At 32.5% G+C, this 25857-nt stretch carries 24 protein-coding genes and 1 pseudogene; 3 read left to right on the top strand and 22 right to left on the bottom strand.

Features of this window, described 5'->3' with window-relative positions:
• Nucleotides 1-3: 3 nt before the first annotated feature.
• The 14 genes and pseudogenes from E0K96_RS00200 to gmk all read right to left on the bottom strand — a co-directional run bounded on the left by E0K96_RS00200 (nt 4) and on the right by gmk (nt 14591).
• On the bottom strand, nt 4-2574 hold the full coding sequence (locus tag E0K96_RS00200) for an ATP-dependent Clp protease ATP-binding subunit (protein WP_168080302.1): 2571 nt from the start codon (nt 2572-2574) through the stop codon (nt 4-6).
• Between the two features lie 141 nt (nt 2575-2715).
• Nucleotides 2716-2940 (bottom strand): annotated as a pseudogene (gene tnpA / locus E0K96_RS00195) (IS200/IS605 family transposase); the annotation flags it as partial.
• A gap of 204 nt (nt 2941-3144) precedes the next feature.
• Complete coding sequence (locus E0K96_RS00190; RefSeq protein ID WP_168080300.1) at nt 3145-4041, bottom strand: DegV family protein; 897 nt, start codon at nt 4039-4041, stop codon at nt 3145-3147.
• Between the two features lie 18 nt (nt 4042-4059).
• Nucleotides 4060-4653: a thiamine diphosphokinase gene (locus tag E0K96_RS00185; RefSeq protein WP_087245216.1), complete on the bottom strand. Its 594-nt coding sequence runs from the start codon at nt 4651-4653 to the stop codon at nt 4060-4062.
• Entirely contained in the window at nt 4650-5294 is a 645-nt protein-coding gene (rpe, locus tag E0K96_RS00180) for a ribulose-phosphate 3-epimerase (RefSeq protein ID WP_087304150.1), read from the bottom strand. The genes E0K96_RS00185 and rpe overlap by 4 nt, the downstream gene beginning before the upstream one ends.
• Nucleotides 5287-6162 (bottom strand): ribosome small subunit-dependent GTPase A, encoded by an 876-nt coding sequence (gene rsgA, locus E0K96_RS00175; protein WP_168080298.1) that lies wholly within the window; start codon nt 6160-6162, stop codon nt 5287-5289. The genes rpe and rsgA overlap by 8 nt, the downstream gene beginning before the upstream one ends.
• A gap of 14 nt (nt 6163-6176) precedes the next feature.
• On the bottom strand, nt 6177-7994 hold the full coding sequence (pknB, locus tag E0K96_RS00170) for a Stk1 family PASTA domain-containing Ser/Thr kinase (RefSeq protein ID WP_168080296.1): 1818 nt from the start codon (nt 7992-7994) through the stop codon (nt 6177-6179).
• Entirely contained in the window at nt 7991-8731 is a 741-nt protein-coding gene (locus E0K96_RS00165; protein WP_087245208.1) for a Stp1/IreP family PP2C-type Ser/Thr phosphatase, read from the bottom strand. Before E0K96_RS00165 ends, pknB begins: the two co-directional genes overlap by 4 nt.
• A complete protein-coding gene (rlmN, locus tag E0K96_RS00160; RefSeq protein WP_168080294.1) occupies nt 8709-9758 on the bottom strand; it encodes a dual-specificity RNA methyltransferase RlmN in 1050 nt (349 codons plus the stop codon). Before rlmN ends, E0K96_RS00165 begins: the two co-directional genes overlap by 23 nt.
• Nucleotides 9759-9762: 4 nt before the next feature.
• Complete coding sequence (rsmB, locus tag E0K96_RS00155) at nt 9763-11010, bottom strand: 16S rRNA (cytosine(967)-C(5))-methyltransferase RsmB (RefSeq protein ID WP_168080292.1); 1248 nt, start codon at nt 11008-11010, stop codon at nt 9763-9765.
• A gap of 2 nt (nt 11011-11012) precedes the next feature.
• Nucleotides 11013-13199 (bottom strand): replication restart helicase PriA, encoded by a 2187-nt coding sequence (gene priA / locus E0K96_RS00150; RefSeq protein WP_168080290.1) that lies wholly within the window; start codon nt 13197-13199, stop codon nt 11013-11015.
• 99 nt (nt 13200-13298) lie between these two features.
• Complete coding sequence (locus tag E0K96_RS00145; protein WP_168080288.1) at nt 13299-13730, bottom strand: cytidine deaminase family protein; 432 nt, start codon at nt 13728-13730, stop codon at nt 13299-13301.
• Nucleotides 13731-13733: 3 nt separating this feature from the next.
• Entirely contained in the window at nt 13734-13937 is a 204-nt protein-coding gene (locus tag E0K96_RS00140) for a hypothetical protein (RefSeq protein ID WP_087304142.1), read from the bottom strand.
• A gap of 93 nt (nt 13938-14030) precedes the next feature.
• Nucleotides 14031-14591, bottom strand: coding sequence for a guanylate kinase (gmk, locus tag E0K96_RS00135; RefSeq protein WP_087245196.1), 561 nt, complete (start codon nt 14589-14591; stop codon nt 14031-14033).
• Nucleotides 14592-14684: 93 nt separating this feature from the next.
• Between gmk and E0K96_RS00130 the strand changes: the two genes are divergently transcribed.
• Nucleotides 14685-16325, top strand: a complete 1641-nt coding sequence (locus E0K96_RS00130) for an Rqc2 family fibronectin-binding protein (RefSeq protein WP_168080286.1) — start codon at nt 14685-14687, stop codon at nt 16323-16325.
• Here the strand turns inward: E0K96_RS00130 and E0K96_RS00125 are convergent.
• Nucleotides 16297-16587 (bottom strand): hypothetical protein, encoded by a 291-nt coding sequence (locus E0K96_RS00125; RefSeq protein WP_168080284.1) that lies wholly within the window; start codon nt 16585-16587, stop codon nt 16297-16299. The genes E0K96_RS00130 and E0K96_RS00125 overlap by 29 nt on opposite strands.
• Before the next feature lie 72 nt (nt 16588-16659).
• Here E0K96_RS00125 and pgeF point away from each other — a divergent pair, with 72 nt between their 5' ends.
• Nucleotides 16660-17415 (top strand): peptidoglycan editing factor PgeF, encoded by a 756-nt coding sequence (pgeF, locus tag E0K96_RS00120; RefSeq protein ID WP_168080282.1) that lies wholly within the window; start codon nt 16660-16662, stop codon nt 17413-17415.
• Here the strand turns inward: pgeF and E0K96_RS00115 are convergent.
• Entirely contained in the window at nt 17405-18895 is a 1491-nt protein-coding gene (locus tag E0K96_RS00115; protein WP_168080280.1) for an NAD(P)H-hydrate dehydratase, read from the bottom strand. The two genes, pgeF and E0K96_RS00115, sit on opposite strands and share 11 nt — an antisense overlap.
• Nucleotides 18896-18970: 75 nt before the next feature.
• Nucleotides 18971-20395 (bottom strand): C40 family peptidase, encoded by a 1425-nt coding sequence (locus tag E0K96_RS00110; RefSeq protein WP_168080278.1) that lies wholly within the window; start codon nt 20393-20395, stop codon nt 18971-18973.
• Between the two features lie 246 nt (nt 20396-20641).
• Between E0K96_RS00110 and E0K96_RS00105 the strand changes: the two genes are divergently transcribed.
• Entirely contained in the window at nt 20642-21148 is a 507-nt protein-coding gene (locus E0K96_RS00105; protein ID WP_206080488.1) for a putative ABC transporter permease, read from the top strand.
• Between the two features lie 25 nt (nt 21149-21173).
• On the opposite strand, the gene E0K96_RS00100 is transcribed toward E0K96_RS00105, so the two are convergent.
• From E0K96_RS00100 to E0K96_RS00080, 5 genes are read right to left on the bottom strand one after another with little or no spacing between them, the layout of a single operon-like run.
• A complete protein-coding gene (locus E0K96_RS00100; protein WP_087296651.1) occupies nt 21174-21872 on the bottom strand; it encodes an ABC transporter ATP-binding protein in 699 nt (232 codons plus the stop codon).
• A 10-nt stretch (nt 21873-21882) separates the two neighbouring features.
• On the bottom strand, nt 21883-22647 hold the full coding sequence (locus E0K96_RS00095) for an ABC transporter ATP-binding protein (protein WP_087245181.1): 765 nt from the start codon (nt 22645-22647) through the stop codon (nt 21883-21885).
• Complete coding sequence (locus E0K96_RS00090) at nt 22647-23591, bottom strand: branched-chain amino acid ABC transporter permease (RefSeq protein WP_087245179.1); 945 nt, start codon at nt 23589-23591, stop codon at nt 22647-22649. The genes E0K96_RS00095 and E0K96_RS00090 overlap by 1 nt, the downstream gene beginning before the upstream one ends.
• Before the next feature lie 9 nt (nt 23592-23600).
• On the bottom strand, nt 23601-24476 hold the full coding sequence (locus E0K96_RS00085) for a branched-chain amino acid ABC transporter permease (protein ID WP_087245177.1): 876 nt from the start codon (nt 24474-24476) through the stop codon (nt 23601-23603).
• A 55-nt stretch (nt 24477-24531) separates the two neighbouring features.
• A complete protein-coding gene (locus tag E0K96_RS00080) occupies nt 24532-25683 on the bottom strand; it encodes an ABC transporter substrate-binding protein (RefSeq protein ID WP_087304139.1) in 1152 nt (383 codons plus the stop codon).
• Between the last annotated feature and the right edge of the window lie 174 nt (nt 25684-25857).

The raw sequence follows: 25857 nt of genomic DNA, 5'->3' as shown, positions 1-25857 counted from the left end.
CTCTTATGACTTTCTAATCATAAATTGTTGATTTTGATAATCAATCGTAATGTTATCATCTTTTTGAATAGAACCTTTAATCATTTCTTTAGCAACTAAAGTTTCAATATGTCCCTGAATGAAACGTTTAAGTGGTCTCGCTCCAAAAGTAGGATCAAAACCTTCTCTTGCGATTTCTTCTTTAGCCCCTTCACTCACTTGAACTGATATATTTTGTTGTTCTAGACGTTTAGAAAGCTGAGCAATAAATTTATCAATAATCTTATAAACAACTTGATTATCTAATGAATTAAACATGACAATTTCATCAATACGATTCAAGAATTCTGGTTTAAAATGAGTTTTTAATTCCATTTCAACTTCATGTCTTGTTTCTTCATTATTACCTTGTAATAAATATTGTGAGCCAATATTAGATGTCATAATAATGATTGTATTTTTGAAGCTAACAACATTGCCTTTAGAATCAGTAATACGACCATCATCTAAGACTTGAAGCAAAACATTAAAGACTTCAGGATGTGCTTTTTCAATTTCATCCAATAAAACAATACTATAAGGCGCACGTCTAACAGCTTCTGTTAATTGGCCACCTTCTTCATATCCAACATAACCTGGAGGAGCACCTAATAAACGAGAAACACTAAACTTCTCCATATATTCACTCATGTCAATACGTACAATATTCTTTTCACTATCGAATAATTGTTCTGCTAAACTCTTTGCGACTTCTGTTTTTCCTACTCCAGTTGGCCCAAGGAACATAAATGAACCAATTGGACGGTTTTCATCATTGATTCCAGCACGTGATCTTAAAATAGCATCACAGATCTTTTCAATCGCTTCATCCTGTCCAATAACTCTTTTTCTTAAAGTATCATCAAGATGTAATAATTTTTCTCTTTCAGATTCCATCAATTTATGAATAGGAATACCTGTCCATCTAGCAATAACTTCACTGACTGTATCAACTGTTACTTTTTCCTGTAATAAAGCATCATCAGACTCTTGTGATTGATAATCAGCAATTTCTTTATTAATACGGGGTAATGTTTCATACTTGATTTTTGAAGCTTCTTCTAAATTACCTTCAGTTTCATATTTATCTTTAAGGGCTTCATATCTCACCTTTTGATCTTTTAATTCTTTAATATGATCTAAAGCTTTCTTTTCTTCTTTCCATTTATCTGTTAAACCTGTTACTTGTTCATCTAATGAAGCAATACGACTCTTAATTTCATCTAGACGTTTTTCATTATCTGCATTTTTATCTTCTTTTTCAATAGAAATACGTTCCATTTCCAAACGATTTTTTTCTCTTGTGATAACATCTAATTCTTCTGGTAAAGAATCAATTTCCATACGTACAGATGCACATGCTTCATCAATCAAATCAATAGCCTTATCTGGCAAGAAACGATCAGTAATATAACGTTCACTCATATTCACAGCTGCCACAATGGCACTATCTGTAATCTGTACACCATGATGAGATTCAAAGCTATCTTTTAAACCACGTAAAATCGCAATTGTATCGTCACTATCTGGTTCATCAACTTGAACTTTTTGGAAACGTCTTTCTAAAGCAGCATCTTTTTCAATGTACATACGATACTCATCTAGCGTTGTTGCTCCAATACAGTGAAGTTCACCACGTGCTAACATTGGTTTTAATAAGTTAGCTGCATCCATAGCACCATCTGTTTTTCCGGCTCCAACAAGCTGATGAATCTCATCAATGAATAAAATGATATTTCCTTCAGATTTTTTAATTTCATTTAATACAGCTTTTAATCTTTCTTCAAATTCACCACGATATTTAGCACCTGCTACCAAAGCTCCTAAATCAAGTTCATAAAGAGTCTTATTTTGTAAGCTGACAGGCACGTCATTTTTAAAAATACGCCATGCCAATCCTTCAACAATAGCAGTCTTTCCAACACCTGGTTCACCTATCAAAATAGGATTATTTTTTGTTTTACGTGATAAGATTTGAATAACACGTCTAATTTCTTCATCACGACCAATAACAGGATCTAATTTTCCATCCTTAACATCTTGAATAAGATCTCTACCATATTTTGTTAAAACTTCATATTGATTTTCTGGTTGTGGATTATTAACCATATTTCCACCTCGCATTTCCTGAATAATCTTTTCTAATTCTTTTTTATTTAAATGATATTGTCGAATCAAATCTTGAATAAATGTTGATTGCACTTCAAACATTGCCATAATCAAATGTTCAACACTTGTATATTCATCTTTATAATCACTCATCACTTTTTGAGCTTTTATCAACAATTGATTCAAATCATATGATATTCTTAATTGACTTTCATCAACACCATTGACTCTTGGTTTTTGTTGTTGTTTATTTCTTAAAAATGTTTCTAACTGTTGAATATTGACATTTGCTTTTGATAGCACACGATATAAAATACCACTTGTATCTTCCAATAATGCTAATAAAAAATCTTCAACATCAACAACCTGACAAGACATTCCTAAAGTCTGTTGCATGGCTTTTTGCATAGCTTCCTGCATAGCTGTTGTCCATTTTTCTATATTCATCTTCATCACTCCTTTAGCACTCATTATATCCAAGTGCTAATTATAGTATACCATGTTTTTTAGCACTGTCAACCCCGAAGTGCTAAAATGTTTATTAAAATTCAAATACTGTTTTTATAATGAATAACCTGACTTATTCAAATCAAATATCATCAGTGTAGACTTTGACTTCAACTGCCCCATAAATTCCGATATAGAATATTTTGGTGGAATTTCAAGTAACATATGTATATGGTCAGAACATACTTGCCCCTCTATAAGTTCTACATCCTTGAATCTGTTAATCAACAGTATCAATATCTCTATGATATCTCTTCTTAATTTATTATATATGATGAGCCTTCTATATTTTGGTACGATAACTATATGATATTTTCATCTATATGATGTATGTGATAAACTATTTATGTCTTTCATAGACTAACCTCCTTTGATTCTTTTGTTTCTTAGCTGCCAGGCTAAATTCATTGTATCATTGGAGGCTTTTTACTTTCAACGTGCTAAGCTTAATTCTTTTACCACGCGTATAACACGTGGTATTTTTAATAATAAAAAATCTTTAGGATTCTCCTAAAGATCATATTTTTTTAAAATACCCACACCAATTGGATATGGTCCCGTATGCACACCAATTGTAGCGCCAATTTGTTGAATTAAAATAGGTTCATGGAAGTCTGGATAAGCTTGTAACATCACCTCTTGCAAGCTTTCTTTAAACTTTTCTCCTTCTTGTTGATCATAGCCATACCCAACACAAAAACGATAATCATTTGGTGAAAGCTGGTTATCTTTAAAATATTTTACAGTATGGTCAAGAACTTTCTTTTTAGATTTTTCACGTCCACGTGTAACACCCATTGCAAATATTTCACCATCATGAAGTACAATTAAAGGTCTAATTCCTAATGTTTTCGCTGCAACTCCAGCAACTTTACCAATTCGTCCACCATGAATGAGATATTCAAAATTTCCAACTGTAAAGAAAATACGTCCTGACGATTTGATATTTTCAATTTTTTGAATCACTTCGTCATATTGATAGCCAGCCTCTTTCATTTGGGCAGCCTCAATAACCAGTAAACCTTGTAAAACAGTATTCACAGTAGCATCAATAATCGTAATTTGACGTTCAGGATATTTTTCATCTAACATCATTTTCGCATTCATAGCACTGTTATAGGAACCAGAAAATTTAGTCGTAATACATATACATATAATATCTTCCTGATTTTCCAGGATAGGTGTAAAAGTTTTTATATAATCTTCAATAGAAGGCATAGAAGTTTTAGGAAAAACATCTTTATGATCAACCATAAATTGATAAAATTCATGCACTTCTAAATCTTCTTTTTCTTTTTGATAGTGTTCATTATCCGTTGTTATATAAAATGGAACAACATGAATATGAAACTGATTCATCAATGACTGATCTAAATCACATGAACCATCTGAAACTATCTGATACATTCTTATTCCTCCTTTCCATTATGATATTGATTGAATACAGAGTACAGGTCGTGAATTTTCCACAATCGCATATTCTTCATTCATTTGATTGGATACACACAGAGGATCATTTCTTTTTAAGATGTAATGATCCAATGGATAATGACAATCTTTTAATGTCACGACGCTCTCATCAAAAGCAAATATAGAAAAATAATGATATTGATCTTTAGCAAGATAATGTTGACCTGGTTTTAAAACAAATATCTTGTTCCATTCATCATAGATCGTGATAGAGATATCCTGATATTTTTCTAACAAACATAGTACTGCCATAAAATGATCAATACGGCGATGTGTCACACCATATAAATCTATGGCATCATAACCCTTTTGAATAGCATATTGTATTGCCAATGCAGTATCTGTGTCATCTTTAATACTCGAATAACGCTGAATATTGATATCTTGAAGAATCTGCTCATTTTCAATAGAATCCATATCTCCAATAGCTATCACAGGTGTAATTCCCTGCTGGTATAAATGATAAACACCCTGATCGACACCAATATATTCAATTGTTGAATCTTTCACAGATCCAACATTGATTCCACTATAAATGCCTATTTTCATTTTAAAGAATCAATAGCTTCCTTTCTATTTTCAGCATTAAAAACATAACTTCCAGCAACCAGCACATCCACACCTGCTTCTCGACATAATTGACCTGTCGTAGCATTAATGCCACCATCCACTTCAATCAAATAATGACGATTCTGTTTTAACTGACAAAGTTCATGTATCTTAGAAAGCGCCTGCTCTTGAAACGTTTGTCCGCCAAATCCAGGCTCAACACTCATAACTAATACCAAATCAAGATCATCTAAATATTGTTGAATTGATGAAATCGGTGTGTTTGGCTTTACACTTAGTCCTACATGTACGCCTTGATCATGAACATACTGTATAAATGTTTTCACTTCCTGTTCGTGATGAAAAGCCTCAATATGCGCTGTTATTAATGAAGCATGTGATTTTATAAATGCATCTACATATTGCATTGGTTTTTCAATCATTAAATGAACATCAAGATATAAATCACTCACTTTTGCAATATCATTTAAAATACTATAACCAAATGAAATATTAGGAACAAAATGTCCATCCATTACATCATAATGAATCCAGTCTGCTCCACATTCACGAATAGAATCCAAATCTTTCTTGAGCTCAGCAAAATTAGCTGATAAAACTGACGGTGCAACTTTAACCATATTTTTTCTCCTTCAATAACTTGCTTTCTTTTAAAAACATTAAATAATGTTCATATCTTTGAGATGATATTTTCCCTTGTTCAACAGCATTTTTCACTGCACAATGTGGTTCACTTTCATGTAAACATCCTCTAAACTTGCATTGTTTAGAAAGTTCATGAAAATCATGATAACTTATAGCCAGATCCACTGGTTCAATATTTAATTCCAACGATGAAAAACCTGGTGTATCTGCAACATAACCACCATACATCTCAATAAGTTCAACATGTCTGGTTGTATGTTTTCCACGTCCTAAAGCTTTTGAAATTTCATTTGTATCAATCTGCAAATGAATATCCAAAGCATTTAATAAACTTGATTTTCCAACACCACTTTGTCCAGTAACAACTGTTACTTTATCTTTAAAAATATTCTTAACAGCCTCTATCCCTTGTTCTTGTTTAGAACTCACATATAGAACCTGATATCCTGCATCTTCATAAGGTTTCATTTGATGATATATCAAACTTGAATCCACAAGATCCATTTTTGATATACAAATAATTGGTTGAATCTGAAGATGTTCAATTAAAATCAAAAAACGATCTAACAGTAATAAATTCATATCTGGTTCTTTAGCAGAAAAAACAAGTAAAGCCTGATCAACGTTACAGATTGGAGGTCGAATAAGACTGTTCTTTCTTGGTAACAGGGATAAAATATATCCTTCATTTTGATTTTCAATAGAGAATTCACAATAATCTCCAACCAATGGTTTTAAAGAATCTTTTCTAAATTTTCCACGGGCACGACATTGATAAACTTGTCCCTGTGACTTGACATAATAGAATCCTGCCAAAGCTTTAATAATCTGTCCTTTTTGCATTGTTTTTCTCTACCTCATTGTTGTCCTGTTATCTGATTTGTTCCTGTTACTTGTGAAGAAGACGGAGTGTCAGTACTTGGTGTCGTTGTATTATTATTTTCGTTTTCTGCAGGAGTTTCAGGAGTTTCAGGAATTTCTGGTTTTTTATCATAATAATACAAAACAATTTTTTCACCTTTTTTATAAACTGTTGTAAAAGCATCAAGTGACTGTTCTTCTACAACATTGATTTTCATAGTTTTAATCTCTTCGACTGATGTTGGTGGTTCTAATACACTTAACTCTACAGTAAATCCTGCTTCTGTCAAAATACTTTTAGCTTTTTGAATATCTTGACCATAAACATTTGGAACCTCAGCACTATATCCTTGTGAAACTGTCAATGTTATTGTTTTATTGTCACTATTTGGATCAATTTTCTCTCCTGCATCCAAAGATTGTTCTAAAATAGTTCCTTTTGAAGCTTCATCAATTCTATCTTCTTTATTGACTTTAAAGCCTAATTCCTCAAGTTGATCTGCAATAGTAGCATAATCTTTACCGACATAATCTTCAATGACGATATATTGTCCAGAAGAAACAACCAAATGAACCTCATCACCTTTTTTAACATTTGCTTTTGCAAGAGGATCACTTTCAATCACTTTTCCTTCTTCAACATCATCACTCAATTCATAAGTGACATGACCTTTAACTTCCAAGCCTCTATCTTCTAACAAAGTGATAGCTTCAGCTTCTGTCAAATTCACTACATCAGGCATTTCAAATGATTGTGAAGGTCGTAAAAGCAGAAAATAGACTGCAATTAAAATTGCTAATGCTGCGACAACACTACCACCAATAATCATCAGCATCTTTTTATGTGAACGTTTTGTTTCTTCTTCTGTTTCTTCTTCAATTGGTAAATGTGTCTGTGACTGTGTAAAAAAGTCTTTATCTTCAGCAACAATTGTTGCTAATTCATCATCTTCCTCATAATCAAATGTTATTTTTTCATCATTGATATGGGCTGCTTCCAAACAATGATTCAAATCTTCCAACATTTCAGAAGCACTTGCATAACGATCTTTTATATTTTTAGCAGTTGCCTTAATAATAATATTTTCAACCGATTGAGGGATAGATGGATTAAAAGCACAAACAGAAGGAATTTCATCACGCATATGTTTTAAAGCAATATTAACTGGAGATTCCCCATTAAATGGAACTTCACCACGAAGCAACTCATAAAAGACAATCCCTAAAGCATAAATATCACTTTGTGCAGTTGCTTTCTCTCCACGGGCAATTTCAGGTGCCAAGTAATGTAAAGAACCCATAATTGTATCTGTTTGTGTCACCTGTGATAATGATTGAATAGATGCAATTCCAAAATCACCAATTTTGACAACCCCACTATCAGTAACCATAATATTTTGAGGTTTTAAATCACGATGTATAATACCAATAGAATGTGCTTTAGCAGTAGCACTAACAACCTGCTTCATAACATCAACAGCTTCTACGTAATGTAAAGCACCACGTTTATGAATCAATTCTTTTAAAGTTTGACCTGGTACATATTCCATGACAATATAATAGTCATCTTTTTCATCACCAACATCATAAATTTCAACAATATTTTTATGTGACAAAGCCGCAGCCGCACTGGCTTCACGATGAAAACGTGTCACATAAACTGGATCCCCTGTTAATGATGAACGCATAATTTTAACAGCCACTGTTCTTTTTAAAATTAAATCTTCAGCCTCATAAACATCAGCCATTCCACCTTGTCCAATTAATCTTTTCAATTGATAACGTCCAGCAATCGTTTTATTGATTGAACTCATAAATTAACAACTCCTTTTGTCAAAATAAGTGCAAAACTGATATTGTCTTGCCCACCATATGTATTGGCAGCATCCATCAACTGACTAGCCCTCGTTTCAATATCTTCCTGAGCATGCAAAATATTCATCATCTGTTCATCACTCAGTGAATTATATAACCCATCTGAACAGACCAATAAAAACCCATCATTGATTTGTTTTTCAAGAAAAGAAGGATTCAATGAATCACTGACTCCTACAGCCTGTAATAAGATATTCTTTTGAGGATGAAATCTTGCTTCAGCTTGTGAAATTGTCCCCGAATCAACAAGAACATTCACCAAAGTATCATCCCTTGTTAATTGAATAAATTCATCAGTAACCCAATAAACTCTCGAATCACCAACATGAGAAATATAAATATTGTCATGAATACATAAAACAAGAACTATTGTTGTTCCCATACCTTCAAATTCTTGAGATTCATGGCTTTTTGATTCAACAATCATATGAGCATGTTGAATAGCTGATAAAATCCAATCATGAATTTGACTTGTATCAGTTAAAGACTCTTGTTGCTGATAATTTTCAATAATATCATCGCAAGCCATTTGTGAAGCAATTTCACCTGCGTTATGTCCACCCATTCCATCACATAAAACAACCAAACATTCATGATCACTTTTTTGATAGCAACGGACATAATCCTGATTCACTTTTCTCATGCGTCCAATATCACTTTTCATGATGACTTGCATGTTGTTCACCTACCTTCATGGCACGCAGTTGCCCACATGCCCCATCTATATCACGTCCATGTTCTTTACGTAAAGTTACATTCATTTTTAGACGCAATAACTCACTTTTAAATGCCTCAACAGTTTCTCTATCTGACTGTTGATATCCATGTTCATCAACAGCATTATAAGGAATTAAATTGACATAGGCATTAAGCCCTCTGATGTAATGAGCTAACTGTCTGGCATGTTTTAATTCATCATTAACTCCCTTTAAAAGAATATATTCAAAAGTCACACGACGATTCGTCTGTTGAATATAATTTTCAATAGATTGTCGTAACTGTTCCATTGGATAACGCTTATTGATGGGCATTAATTGATCCCTAATTTCATTATTTGGTGCATGTAAAGAAATAGCTAAATTGGTTTGAATTCCTTCACTGGCATAACGTTCAATCTGATGACATAAACCACAAGTAGAAATTGTGATATGTCTAGCACCAATAGCCAAACCTTTAGGATGATTAATAATACGAACAAAATCCATGACAGCATCATAGTTATCAAAAGGTTCTCCCGTTCCCATGACAACGACATGACTGATTCTTTCCTGTGTATCTTGCATAACTGTCAGTACTTGATTGACCATTTCTCCAGCAGTCAGGTTTCTTTGTTTTTTGAGTAAACCACTGGCACAAAAACGGCATCCCATATTGCATCCCAACTGACTTGTGACACATAAACTTCTTCCATAATCATGAACCATTAATACCGTTTCAATAAAACCTCCATCTTCCAGTTGAAGAAGATATTTAATTGTTCCATCTTGAGAAACCTGTTTTGTTTCAATTTTCATTGGTCCAATCTGATAGATTTGAGATAATTTTTCTCTTAAATCTAATGATAAGTTATTCATCTGTTCAAACGATTGTACATTTTGACGATATAGCCACTCAAAGACTTGTGTTGCTCTAAATTTCTTTTCTCCAAGTTCTTTAAATTCTTCAATCATCTGTTCTTGTGTATAATCATAAATTGATTTCATATTTTCATTCCTTTTCTAATAGACACATATAAAAACCATCACTATGATACTGATATGGTAAAATTGTTAATTCTTTTCTTTTCTTCATATCAGGATACTTTGTCATGAATTTTTCTATTTGTTTTTCATTTTCTTTTTTATTGAGTGTACATGTACTATATACAATATTACCACCTTTTTTCAATAAAAAATATGCATTTTCTAATAATTTTTCTTGTATAGCTATCATTTCATCCATTGCCGAACTCTCATGATACTTAATTTCAGGTTTTCTGGCAAGAACTCCCAATCCACTACATGGTGCATCACATAGAATTTTATCAAAAGACTCAGCTGGATACACATCTTTAAGCAAAGTAGAGTCACCTTCATGTGTATGCACATTTTTAACTTTAAGGCGTTGTATTTGCTGTTGAACCAAATCTATTTTATGCGCATATAAATCATAAGCTTCAATTGATCCCTGATTATTCATAAGCATCGCTAAATGCGTTGTCTTGCTGCCAGGCGCACAGCACATATCTAAAACATAATCACTTGCTTGAGGATTCAATAACCTGGCTACAAGTTGACTAGATTCATCCTGGATTGTCACATACCCCTTTATGAAAGCTTCATCAGAAGCAATATGATGTCCTGAATAATAAAGACCATCAGGTGACAGTTTTGCTTCTTGCCACTTTGAATCTTTCAACAAAGCCTCTTTTGAAGTAAGCAGTGTATTCACTCTCGCACAATGATGAGGCACTTCTAAAAAAGCATAACAAATACGTTTTGTTTCTTCATAGCCATATTGTTTATCAAACATTTTTACCAGCCATAATGGATGACTTGTTTCAATGGATATTCTTTCTAATGGTGGCAAATCATCCAATTGATAAGATGATTGAAAAGTCTTTTGTAAAATAGCATGGATAAAACGTGCAGTTTTCATTCCTTTTTTCTTTTTGGCTAATTCTACAGCTTCATTAATAATAGCATAATCTGGAATAGAATCCATCATTTCATGCTGATAAAGACTCATCAGTAAAAGCATCTTTTCATATGTTTTAACACGCATATGAAGATGTGGCTTTAATATATATTCCAATAACAACATATTTTGAACTGTTCCATAAACAACTCTTGTGATAAAATCTTTTTGTTGTCGTGTTAAATCATAACGATTAAAATAGGCATTAATGGTTAGATTTAAATAACTTTTATCTTGTTTAAATTTTAATAATATTTCTAATGCTATCTGTCTTTCCATAATTATATTTGTGAGTATGGATTAAAATCACAAACGATCCTTACCTTTCCTTTCTGTTGTTTATTATAATAATCATTCATAACGCATAAAGCTTCATAAATATCTTGTGAATGTAAAAATTTAACAAGTATACGTTCTCGATAAATATCCTGCATTTTATAGATTGCACTTCTAGCAGGACCTAAAATAACGGTTTGTTGACTATGTACCAATAAATAATTTTTAACATCTATCGCAACACTATGTATAAGTTCCTCATGAGGCGATTGAATCAAAATGCTGACCATATGGCAATATGGCGGATATTTGGCTTTTTGACGATATTGCATTTCCTGGTGAAAGAAAGCAATATAATCATGTTTGGCAGCACAAGTAATGGCATAATGTTCTGGATTATATGTTTGAATAATAACATGTCCTTGTTTTTGCCCTCTTCCACTTCGACCAGATACCTGACACAAAAGCTGAAAAGTTCTTTCACTGGCACGAAAATCTGGAATATTCAAACTCAAATCAGCATTTAAAACACCAACAAATGTGACATCTTCAAAATCCAATCCTTTCGCAATCATTTGTGTACCCAATAAAATATTTCCTTCCTTATTTCTAAACCTTTCAAGCAATTTCAAATGCCCATTTTTTTGACGGGTTGTATCCACATCATAACGAATCACTTTAGCCCCACTAAAGCTTTTTTCTATTTCTTCTTCAATTTTCTGCGTTCCATAACCTACACTCTTTAAATGATTTGAACCACAGCGAGGACAAACATGAGGATAATCTATCATATATTCACAATAATGACATTTTAATTTATGCTCACTGCGATGATCAGTTAAAGTGACATCACAGTGCGGGCATTTTAATACTTCTCCACAATCCTGACATTGTACATAAGAAGCATAACCTCTTTTATTTAATAACAAAATAACCTGTTCACCTTTATCAATTGTCTGTTGAATACTTTGTTTCATTTTTCTGGAAAATAATGAATAATTACGCTGACGTGTTTCTTGAATCATATCCACTATTTCTACTTGTGGTAATGGTTTTTGATTAATACGCTCAGGTAATTCATATAAATCATAAACCCCTTTTAAAGCTCTGGCATAACTTTCCAAAGATGGAGTTGCACTTCCCAAAACAACACCGGCATGATGCGTTTTTGCACGCATTTTAGCAATTTGTGAGGTTAAATAACGTGGTTTTGCTTCCTGTTTATAGCTGGCATCATGCTCTTCATCTAGAATAATTATGCCTATATTTTCTAATGGCGCAAAGACAGCAGATCTGGCGCCCACAACTATTTTAACTTCCTGGCGTTTGATGCGACGATACTCATCATATTTTTCACCTTGTGATAAACGGGAATGCAAAATCGCAACCTGATTGCCAAAGCGTTGTCTAAAAACTTCTACCATCATAGGCGTTAATGAAATTTCTGGAACCAGCATCATAACAGACTTATTTTGTTGAATATAATGAGCAGCTAAAGCTAAATAAACTTCTGTTTTCCCAGATCCTGTAACACCGTGTAATAAAGCAACTCTCCCTTGATGAGCCAAAATCCCATCCACAACTTTTTGTTGCTGTGTTGTTAATTGAATATGTTTTGATTGATGTTCAATTGAAAATGGCTGACGATAAACTTCTTTTTCAACAATTTCAATACATCCTTGTTTTTTTAAATTATCAAGCAAAGCTCGACTGTATGGAATATCCTTAACAGGAATATCTGGATGTTCTTGTAAAAAAGCCATACATTCCTGTTGTTTGATTGTTTTGGCATAAGTTCCTTCAACTAGGTGAACAACCTGTTGTGTTTTGATACCTACTGTTTGGTGAGTACTCGGTTTTAATTGCGTTGGCAACATCGCCTGCAAACATGATATACGTGGGGATAATGTCATACGTGATAACTGATTAGCCAATGTCTGTAACTCTTCATTTAATAACGGTTCTTCATCAATAACATCTAAAATATATTGATAGCGAAAACCAGCACGTTGTTCTAACTCTGATTTTGAAAAATGTGTTTCTTCAACATTTTCAACATAACCAATAATTTTTTGATAACCAAAACGAATCCATACACGTACACCTACAAGCAATGATTTTTCACTCAAATAATCAAATGTTGTATCCAGTGCATGTACAGGATGTTCAACTAACACTTTGACAATATACATATCCTCACCTGCCTATTGCACTATTCTATCATAAATTTACTTTTTTTAAAATAATTCCAAGACCTTTTTCATTTATAAAGGACAGTCTTCATGACTGTCCTATTGATTTTCATTTTGATATCTCTCTTCTCCCCACCATAAAGGCAAAAGTTCCTTTAAAGTCACAGTTTCTCTCGTATCAAAATCGACCATAATTTCCATATCCTGATTTTTTTCATTCAATTGCATAAAAAACTCACGACAAGCTCCACAAGGCATCCCACTCCCGCCTCCATATGGAGGACGATCACGAAAAGCAATCATTCTTTTCACAATAGTCTGTTGACTTTGCATATACATATTCAATGCTGCAACTCTTTCAGCACATAAATCTAACACTCCACTACAGCTTTCTATACAAAATCCAGTATATATTTCACCATTTTCACTTTCCAAAGCACAAACAACATGATGTGCATAAATAAATGGTGAAACTTCATGAGGTTGATATTGTTCCTTAGCTTTCAAATACATTTTTTCCCAGATATCCATAATTTACAGTTCCTCCATCTTTTTGAGATCATCATCATGGACATATGTTTCCACATAACCACATTTTTTACAAATATATTGTTCAACCTTTAGCTTACGATCATCAACAACAATATCCTGATAAGCATTACGTCTGAAAACCCCTTTAGCTGGAACATAAAGAATATCCTGACTTTGACACTTAGGACAACACTGATTCTTTTTCATAAGATACCTCCTAAACATTCTTAAATATATCATGTCATAAAAATGAAACCCATGTCAATTCTTTTCTCAAATAAAAAAACACCATAAGGTGCTTTATAAATTTTCTTTAATAATTTTAGCAATTTTTTCTTTTGCAGCAACAACATCGTCATTTTCAACAACATACTTGTATTCGTCTTTTGTTGCAATTTCTTTTCTTGCTTTTGCAAGTCTTTCTTGAACGATACTTTCTTCTTCAGTACGACGCCCACGAATACGACGTTCCAATTCTTCAAGTGATGGGGGTACTAAGAAAATGGTTAAAGCATGAGGACATTTTGCCATCACCTGCAAAGCACCCTGAACTTCAATTTCCAATACAACGTTTTTCCCTTCACTTAATAACTGATCAACATAAAATTGAGGTGTCCCATAATAGTTTCCAACAAACTGAGCATATTCAAGCAATTCACCTTTTTCAATTTTCTCTTTGAATTCTTCTTCACTCACAAAGAAATAATCAATTCCCTCTTTTTCAGTTGGACGAGGTTTTCTTGTTGTCATAGATATAGAATAAGCTAAATTTAAACTCTCATCTTTAAAAAGTTCCTGACGAACTGTTCCTTTCCCAACACCACTTGGACCACTTAGAATGATTAAAAGCCCCTTTTTCAATCTCTCCACCACCTTTTGAAACAATGTTACATGAATGAAACATTAATGTCAATTCTTTTTGAAATATGTTATACTATTTATCGGTGATGAAATATGGCTTATGACGGAATTATGCTATCTCGTGTTGTAGAACAACTACAAAATCAATTAACACGAGGAAAAATTAATAAAATCTATCAAATTTCTCAATATGAACTTTTATTTCATATTCGTTCACAAAGAGAAAATTTCAAATTATTGATTTCAATACATCCTGTATATGCAAGAATTCAATTAACTCAATTATCTTATCCAACTCCAGCCAGCCCTAATGCTTTAACAATGCTTTTGAGAAAGCATCTGGAAGGAGCTTATATTGAAAAAATTTCTCAGATTCAACTTGATCGTATTGTAGATATTGAACTGATTGGTGTAAATGAGCTCAAAGATACTGTTAAATATCATCTCTATCTAGAAATCATGGGTAAACATTCTAATGCAATCTTGACATATGACAACAATAAAATCATTGATTGTTTAAAACGTGTTTCTCCCGCTATGAGTGCTCGTATTTTACAGCCAGGAGCAACTTATAATCAACCCCCTTTAATTGAAAAGAAAAATCCTTTTACAAGTGAATGGATGGAAACAGATAATCTGACAAAAACTTATCAAGGGTTTTCTCCTGAACTCTCAAAAGAAGTTCTTTATCGTATCCATCATGGAGAAACTTTTCAAGACATTATTCAATTATTACATCACTCACAAAATATCTATATCCACAAATATCAAGATAAGGAATATTTTCATATTATTCCTTTAACGCATCTACAGTGTAACGGAGAAATTTATCCTTTATTTGATGGTTTAGATAAACACTATGATTTAATTGATGAAAAAGATCGTATCAAGCAACAGACTTCAGATTTAGCAAAATTTATTCAAAATGAATATCAAAGAAACATCAATAAACTTAATAAATTAAAACAAACTCTTTTTGAATCACAAAACAGTGATGATTTACGTATTAAAGGTGATCTTTTATTTGCTAATCTCCATCTGATTTCTAAAGGACAAAAAGAAGTCACTGTTGAAAATTATTATGATGGTAGTATGATGACTATCGCTTTAGATGAAAGATATGATGGTAAAACAAATGCAAATAAGTATTATGCAAAATACCAAAAAGCAAAAAAAGCTTTAACACATCTTCAAGAACAGATAGATATTGTCGAAAATGAAATTCTTTATTTTGATAGTCTTATCACACTGATGGAAAATGCTTCCTATTATGATGCATTAGAAATGAAAGAAGAATTAGAAAATTTAGGTTATTTGAAAAAGAAAAAAACCAAACAGGTGCATCGACCAAAAAAATTGCATATTGAACAATATCTTACTAAAGACAATATACAAATCTATGTAGGTAAGAATAACCTGCAAAACGATTATCTTACCTTTAAGATGGCTTCTAAAAATGATATGTGGTTTCATGTCAAGGACATGCCTGGAAGCCATGTCATTGTGCATAGTCAGAATCTAGATGAATATACCATTCGTTTAGCAAGTCAAATAGCTGCTTACTTTTCCAAAGGTAAACACAGTTCTTCAGTTCCTGTCAATTATACCTTGGTTAAAACGCTAAAAAAGCCACAGGGTGCTAAACCGGGACAAGTGATACTTTCACATTACTCAACGATTTACATTGATCCTGATGAAACTATTTTTAACGATATGAGAAAGGTGAATTCATAGAGTTCATATTTGGAGCATTGACAAATGTTTGCTCATAAACAGGATAAAATACTGGATAATACATGCAATGGTTGACACGACGACATTCAATTGGACAAATCACAGGCTGAGCAACAGGTGTAATTTGATTTGTCACACAAACTCTTCTAGGAGCTACTAAAGGTTGTGGACGTGGACAACCATTGACACTTCCAAAATTCATTTGTTGTCCTTGACATGAACATGAATTCATATTTTGACAACCACAAGATTGTTGAAACATAATTAATCCCTCCTTCACTTTAATGTATGTTATATTTTTAAAAGAGGTAGGGCAAATGAAAGGAGTTTTATAATGAAATTCATCAAATGGGATTGTTTTCATGAAATTGAAGCTTATACAACATGCAGTTATTGTAACGGAGAGCTCATGAATATGAGTTTCAATGGTATTGATGATCAACAGGTTTTAAAGAATCGAGAAAAATTAGCTCAAATTTTGCATACTGATTTAAATCATATGGTTGCAACACATCAACGACATACCACAAACTTTTTAAAAGTTCAACTTCAAGATGGAGGTAGAGGTATGTGGAGTCAAGAGGATGCATTTGACAATTATGATGCTTTATATACACGTGATCGCCATTTATGGCTGTGGTCTTTTCATGCTGATTGCTGTCCTGTTTTATTATATTGCAGAGATCAGAAAATTGTTGCCGCTATTCATAGTGGATGGAAAGGAACCGTAAATGAAATAGTTGGAAAAGTCACAAAACATTTAATAACTCATGAAAATTGTAATCCTCAAATGATTTATGCCTATATTGGACCATCCATTGAACAAAGAAATTTTGAAGCAAAAGATGATATTATTGATTTGGTTAAACAAATGTCTTTTGATACACATGATTTTTATATTCAAAAAGAAGATGGAGCTTATTTATTGAATAGTAAAGGTTTAATTCAACAACAATTGCTTAATCTTCAAGTGCCGCAAAAAAATATAACCATTTCTCCATACTGTACAATTGAAAATGAGGACCTCTTTTTCTCCTATCGAAGAAATAAAAGTCCTCATCGCAATATTACATTAATTTCTATGAAGTAACCTCCGGGTTACTTTTTATCATATTATTCATAGCTTTTGGAATAAATTCAATTAACTTTGACGGAATCACAGTATAGGCTTCTTTAGCTAAAAGATCACCGGTATATCCATGTATGAAAACACCCAACATTGCAGCCTGTAAGGCAGGATAACCTTGTCCTACAAGACTTGTAATTATTCCAGCTAAGACATCGCCCATTCCTCCAGTTGCCATAGCTTTATTTCCTGCACGAATACGATATGATTCCTGACCATTTGTCACTATGGTATAAGGTCCTTTTAACACCAAAACAACATGATGCTCTTTTGCAAAATCTTGAGCAACCAATAACATATCATCCTGACTGTCGAATGGACATAAACGCTGAAATTCACCTAAATGTGGAGTCAAAATAATATCTCGATTTTGCTGTTTTAATAAATCAGTATGTGCTGATAAAATCGTTAAAGCATCACCATCTATAACGAGAGGTTGTTTTGTTTTTTCTAAAACATCAATAACATAACGATAACTATCTAAGCTTTGACCTAGTCCACATCCAATTAATATAGCATCATATCGAAGGAAATCTTCTTTCTGTAAAATAGGAGGCCTTAAAACCGCAGTTGCTTCAGGGCAGAATTGAGTTAATGCATGTATAACTTCCTGATCACTCATAACTGTCGTAATTCCACTACCACTATAAACACAACCTTTTGCACTTAACAAAGCTGCTCCTTTATATTCCATGCATCCTGTAATAAGACAAGTATGTCCATATGTGCCTTTATATCCATCAAAAATTCTTTCTTTTAAAAGCGGAAACATCATTTTATCATCTGCCATCTGATACAATCCAGCTTCTTCACTCACATCATCAACATCTAGTTTTTCAACAATAACTTTTCCCGTAAAAAAGTAGCTATCAGGATTAAGAAATCCATTTTTCATAGCACTCAAAGTAATTGTTGAAGTTGCATAAATGACGCTTTGATATGGTTTTCCTGAATCACATTGAAGACCAGTAGGAATATCTACAGCAATGACTTCCTGATCATAGAGTTGATTAATACTTTCAATAACACTTTGATAAATACCTCGTGGTGAGCTATTCAACCCAAAGCCAAATATTGCATCAACAATTGTATCACAAGCCGTCATATAACTAATCAATTCTTCTAAATTATCCTGCTGAAATAAATAAACAGGAAGAGACAAATCATAACATTTCTGCAAATAATAAGCATTGGCTTTTGAAAGATGATTCGTGTTTTCAAATATAAAAACTTGTACATTCTTTTTCTGTTGATAAAGTTTAATAGCCAGAGAAAGCCCATCTGCACCATTATTACCTGGCCCACAAACAATACTAAATGATTCACCATGGATATGTTTCAACAAACAATCACTTGCTTTATCAACCAATTGTTCAATTGTATAACCGTGTTTCAATAAACATTCATCATATCTTTTCATTAAAGTATGGCTTCCAATATACATATTCATCACCTAACCTTAGCCCTATTATAACAAAATAAAAACTGTAATGAAATCATTCATTACAGTTTTTCATCATTAATATCTTACACCACAAGTAAATCCACTTAAACTTGTATAACTAACAACAGATCCTGTTGTCGGTGAATGAATAACTCTTCCTCCACCAACGTAGATTCCTACATGGCCTGGTCGCCATACAATGTCACCTGGTTTCACTTGAGATAAAGAAATTTTTCTTCCTCCACTTTTTTGTGCTCCAGATGTACGTGGGATACTCTTGCCGTTCTTACGATATACCCATTGAGTAAATCCTGAACAGTCAAATGAACTTGGTCCAGTTGCACCCCATTGATATGGACAACCCAATCGTGATTGAGCAGTAGCTACCATTCCTTGATTAGGAGCAATGTCATCTGGATTTACAACAGTAACTTTCAAAGTTTTAGAACTTGAATTACCAGCTTTATCAGTAACACTATATTCAACAGTATATTTTCCTGCTTTATTTGTATTAACTGGATTGCTGATTTCGACTTTAGAAGTCACATTTCCATCTTTGTTGTCAGTTGCACTTTCTAGATAACTTTTTGCATTAAAGCTCTTACCTTTAGTAATTTGTACTGAAGACTTAGATAAACTAATCTTAGGTGCACTTAAGTCACCAACTTTAACTTTTAATGTTTCTTCAGATGCATTACCAGAAGAATCTTTAGCAGTAATTTTTAAAGTTTTTTCTCCATCTTTCTTAGTATCAACAGTTCCATCTACTTCAATAGATTTCACTTTCTTATCAAAGTTATCAGTCACTTTGATATAATCTAAATAATCAAATTGAGAACCATAGTCTACTGTAACTGTAGATCCCTTCTTGTAACTAATAGTAGGTGCAGTCGTATCTGATACATAGAATTCATATGTTTGTTGAGTTTGATTTCCAGCGTTATCTGAAACACTCAATTCAATCATTTGAGATCCTAATTTTGAAGTATCGAGTTTCTTGTCTGTTTCAATAAATGGTGTAACATCTCCATCAACATTATCAGATGCATTGACATATTGAGCGATATCTTGACTACCATTTGCTTCAACATCAATAACATAACCTTGACTATCTCCTACCGGATTCAATTCAGGAGCAGTTTTATCAACAACTTCTACTTGAACAACCTTTGTACTTAAATTTGAGAACATATCGGTTGCAGTTACTTCGACGTTATATATACCTAATTGATATGCATCATATGATGTATCATCAATTTTTACATCCATAGCGTCTAGGGAATCACGATTATCAGAAATAGCAAACATCGTTTTATCTAGCTTTGTCCCATAAAGAACTTCAATCTTATTAGCTTCGATTGTAGGTTTTTCTTTATCGACAGCAGCATAACCAACCAAACCAAATGTTGAAATACATAACATCGGAATGAACATAGCTTTACGTTTTAAAACATGCTCTTGCATAATTTCCAATAAATTCGTCTTAATATTACTATCCATTCGTTGCCTCCTTTCAATAATATACCCACTTAGAATTATAAAACAACGTTCACAAAAAGTCCACAATTTTCTTAAGAAATTCTTAAGAAATTAAAATTTTGTTGATTGTATCAATATTTTTTGAATTAACTTTTTTTGATATTTTTTTGTTTTTTATCATTTTTCTATACAAAGTATTCACTTTTTAATCAATTTTAGACATATTATTATCTTCATTTCATAGAATGAGTTGAAAAGGAGAATGCTATGATTATTGTCTATTTTTCAATTTATTGTTTTTTAGGATATTGGCTTGAATCTATTTATGTTTCGTTATTTCGCAAAAAATGGATCTCATCAGGTTTATTGAATGGGCCATTTATTCCCTTATATGGTTTTGGTGCTTGTATCCTTATATTATGCCAACCCTATCTTCAGTATTTTCATCCATTTTTCGTATGTCTTATCGGTGGAATTTGTATGACTTTATTAGAATTATTAAGTAGTTATTATATTGAGCGATTTTTTCACACTCAATGTTGGGATTATTCTCATCATGCTTTCAATTATCAAGGGAGAATATGTTTGATATATTTTATTTTATGGTGTTTATTAAGTGGTTTATTCATTTATATAATTCATCCATTTATTTGCTCACTATCATTACGTCATGATGCATGTTATCTTATAAGTCTGATTTACATTTCGTTTATTTTAAAAGCATATGGTGATCGTTTGTTAACAACAAAACAAAACGGTCTCAATATTCATTAAAAAAAAGAAGATTCTTCAATCTTCTTTAACCAAGATAAGCTTCTCTTACCTTGGGATTATTTGCAACTTCATTGGCTTTCCCTGATACAATAACATTTCCAGTTTCAAGAACATAGGCACGATCAGCAATTGAAAGTGCTTTATTTGCGTTTTGTTCAACTAATAATACCGTTACTCCATCTTTATTAATACTTTTAATAATGTCAAAAATTTCATTAACCAAAATAGGTGATAACCCCATTGATGGTTCATCTAACAATAATAGCGTTGGTTTTGACATTAGTGCGCGCCCCATTGCTAACATCTGCTGTTCTCCACCTGACAGTGTTCCAGCCAATTGATTTCTACGTTCCTTTAAACGTGGAAATCTTTGATAGACCTTTTCTAAATCTTGTCCTATTTTATTATCCGTACGTAAATAAGCACCCATTTCCAAATTATCTTGAACCGTTAATTGAGCAAAAATACGTCTACCCTCAGGAACTTGAGCTAAATTTTTAGCAATAATTTTATGTGCAGGAAGTTTTGTAATCTCATCCCCCATAAAAGATATCGTACCACTTTTAGGTTTTACCAATCCACTAATAGCATGCATGATAGATGTCTTTCCAGCCCCATTAGCTCCAATCAAAGCCACAATCTCACCTTGATTCACTTCAAAACTTACATTTTTAATCGCATGAATCACACCATAATAAACATTTAAATGATCAACTTTTAACATGGTCATCCCCCTATTCTTCATGTCCTAAATATGCTGCAACCACATCAGGATTATTTTTAATTTCATCTGGAGTCCCAAATGCTAAGACTGTACCAAAATTTAAAACTGCAATTTTTTCACAAATCCCCATAACAAGTTTCATATCATGTTCAATCAATAAAATCGCAATAGAAAATTTTTCTCTTACAATCTTTATCGTTTCCATTAATTCTTCTGTTTCAATAGGATTCATACCAGCTGCAGGTTCATCTAACAAAAGAAGTTTAGGTGACGTTGCAAGTGCTCTTGCTATTTCTAGTTTACGTTGTTTTCCATATGGTAAATTTCCAGCTTTGACATCAGCATATTTTTCTAGATCAAAAACACGAAGTAAGCTCATAGCCATTTCCTGCATAGCCTCTTCACCTTTAAAATAACTTGGAAGATGAAGAATAGATGATAATAATGAATAATTTTGAGAATGATGCAATCCAACCTTAACATTATCAATAACACTCATTTTTTTGAACAAACGAATATTTTGAAATGTTCTTGCAATCCCTAATTGTGTAATTTGCGTAGGTGTCATCTTTAAAAGTGACTTCCCATCAAAAAGTATTTGTCCACTCGTTGGTTTATAAACACCTGTCAACAAATTAAATACAGTTGTTTTTCCAGCTCCATTTGGTCCAATCAAACCATATAATTGGTCTTTATCCATTTCAAAATTAAACTCATCAACAGCTTTTAAACCACCAAATTGGATTCCTAATCCCTCTGCTTTTAACAAACTCATCAGTCATCCACCTCCACTGTCTTATTCTTAAAAAATTTAGCTTTAATACGAGGCACTAAATTTTTTTCTTTGATAATCATTGCAGCAATTAAAACAATTGCATAAAGTAACATACGATAATCCGCAAATGCTCTTAAATACTCTGGCAATATCGTCATGATAATAGCTGCTATAATAGAACCTTTTAAATTTCCTAATCCACCTAATACTACCATAACCAGAATTTCTACTGATTTATTATAATCAAATGTAGAAGGAACCAGCATTCCCATATATTGAGCATATAATCCACCTGCAATCCCAGCAAAGAAAGCAGAAATAGCAAAAGCTAAGATCTTATAATATGATGTAGGAATACCAGATAATTCACTGGCTGTTTCATCTTCACAAATAGAAATAATGGCACGCCCATGACGTGATTTAACAATACAGTAAATGACATAGATTGTAATCACAGCACTTAAAAAATAGACAGAAAAATCAATATTCATTGCTTGAAATCCCATCAATCCTTTGGCACCATTTGTAATACTTAAATTAAGCATAATAACACGTATGATTTCATTAAATGCTAAAGTAATGATACAAAGATAATCACCTTTTAATCTTAATGTTGGTATACCAATAACAACGCCAATCAGACAGGCAGCAATAGCACCAATCAATAAGCTTAATAAAAATGGGAAATGAAGATATAAACTACATAAAGCAGATGTATAAGCTCCTACGGACATAAATCCAGCATGTCCTAAAGTTAACTGTCCTAAATAACCACTCGCTAAATTCAAGCTTGTTGCTAAAATAACATTGACACAAGCCATAATGAGAATTCCTGACCAATAATAGTCAACAATTCCAGCACTCATTAAAAACATAATGATTCCATAAATAATCAGCGCCATGATAAAGGATATAATCAAATCTTTTATTTGTTTCTTTTTCATCCCTATCACCTACACTTTCTCTCTCATATTCTGACCAAACAATCCTGCTGGCTTAACTAATAAAATAAAGATTAAAATACCAAAAACAACTGCATCTGAAAAAGCAGATGAAATATATGAAATTGTAAATGCTTCAGCAACACCAATAATCAATCCACCTACCATTGCTCCTGGAATACTTCCAATTCCACCAAGAACAGCTGCTATAAAAGCTTTGATACCTAACATGGCACCTAAATAGGGATTAATCAAAGAATAACTCATACCATAAATAATACCTGCAATAGCCCCTAAACCAGAACCAATGGCAAATGTTAGAGAAATGGTTGTATTCACATTGATTCCCATTAATTCTGCAGCTCCTCGATCTTCACTGACAGCACGCATTGCTTTTCCCAATTTTGTTTTGTTTATAAACAAAAGCAATAATCCAGTACAAATAAAAGTTAAGATAAGTGAAAGCAAAGCGACATACGTAATATGAGCGCCAAAAAAAGATACTGTACCACTAGGCATATATTGAGGAAAAGTTCTGGCAGCAGAACCAAATAAAATCAAAAATAAGTTCTGTAACAGATAACTGACACCAATAGCAGTAATTAAAACAGCTAAACTCCCACTATTTCTAAGGGGCTTATAAGCCACTTTTTCTGTCACAACACCTAATAAAGCACATCCAGCAATGGCTACTAAAACACTAACAATAATGGGTGCTTGCACCATAGTTGTCATCACATAAGCCAGATATGCGCCAACCATAATAATTTCACCATGAGCAAAATTGATCATTTTAGCAATCCCATATACCATTGTATAACCAATGGCAACAAGTGCATACATTCCACCTGTACTTAATCCATTGATAATTTGTGTTAAAAATTCCATTTGTAAACCTCCTGACTTAAAAAAATAAAGGAGAAAAATCTCCTTTATTTTTCTTCTAATCTAAATAACTATATTCACCATTTTTAATAGTTTTAACAACCAATTCTTTTGTTGGATTATGTTGATCATCAAATTCAAAATGACCTGTAATACCATCATAATTTGTCTTTTCTAACTGTTCACAAATTTTAGCATAATCAGTTGTTCCAGCAGCTTCAACTGCTTTCAATAATACCCAAGTTGCATCATAAGCCATTGTTCCAAACATGTTTGTATCACTGTTATATTTTTCTTTATATTTAGCTACATAATTTTGTACATCTTCTACACGGTCATCGAATGTATTTGTATAATAAGCTCCATTGAAAATAGATTTATCAACATCTTTAACTGATAAAACGCCATCCCAACCATCAGTTCCTAAGAATGTACCATTGTAACCAGCATTTTTAAATTGACCAACCATAGTTGCAATCATTTCATAATAATCTGGAATATAAACAGCATCTGCTCCTGATTGTTTTACTTTTGTAATATAGCTTCCAAAATCTTTTGTATCCTTTGGATATTTTTCTTGTAATACAATTTGTGTGCCATCTTTATTTGCCTGAGCAACAAATGAATCTGTACATCCCTGACTATAATCACTACCACTATTTGTTAAAATAGCAACTTTCTTAACATTAATACGACCATCACCAATAGCTGTTGCAATTGTCTGACCACCCATTGAGTCATTAGAACATGTTCTAAAGTAATTGCTTCTTGTACTTCCATCATTATTTAAAGTAATACTATCACCAGAAGTACTTGGTGAAACAATAGGTGTTCCATCAGCTTTAGAAGCCTCTCCTAAAGCTAAACCTTCAGCCGTAATAACAGGACCAACAATTCCAACAACCTTTTCACCAACTAATTTTTTATAAGCATTCACAGCATCTGTTTCCTTACCTTGAGAATCTTCAGCTAGTAATTCTACTTTATATTTTGCATCATCAGAATTATTATAATCTTCTATGGCAAGTTCAATTGTATTTTTAACTGGAATTCCATAAGTTGATGTTTCTCCAGTTAATGGACCAACAAATCCAATTTTGATTGTATCCCCTTCTTTTAATTCTGTAGCTGAAGAACCACCAGTTCCTCCACCACAAGCAACCAACATACTTGACACAGCCATTAAAGACATAACTTTTTTTATATTCATATATCTCTCCCCTTTTTCTAAATATATTCATTATTATACTTAACATTTTATACAAGTCAACAAAAAATAACTTTATTTTTTCAAATATTCTAAAAATCATAAAGATATTTATTTTTTATATAAATTTTAAATATTTTTATAAAAATCACTTGCATGATAATCATCAAATAAATA

The sequence above is a fragment of the Massilimicrobiota sp. SW1139 genome (assembly GCF_012027715.1).
In the GTDB taxonomy this organism is placed as follows: domain Bacteria; phylum Bacillota_I; class Bacilli_A; order Erysipelotrichales; family Coprobacillaceae; genus Allocoprobacillus; species Allocoprobacillus merdigallinarum.
This window is presented reverse-complemented; position numbering and strand designations above follow the sequence as displayed.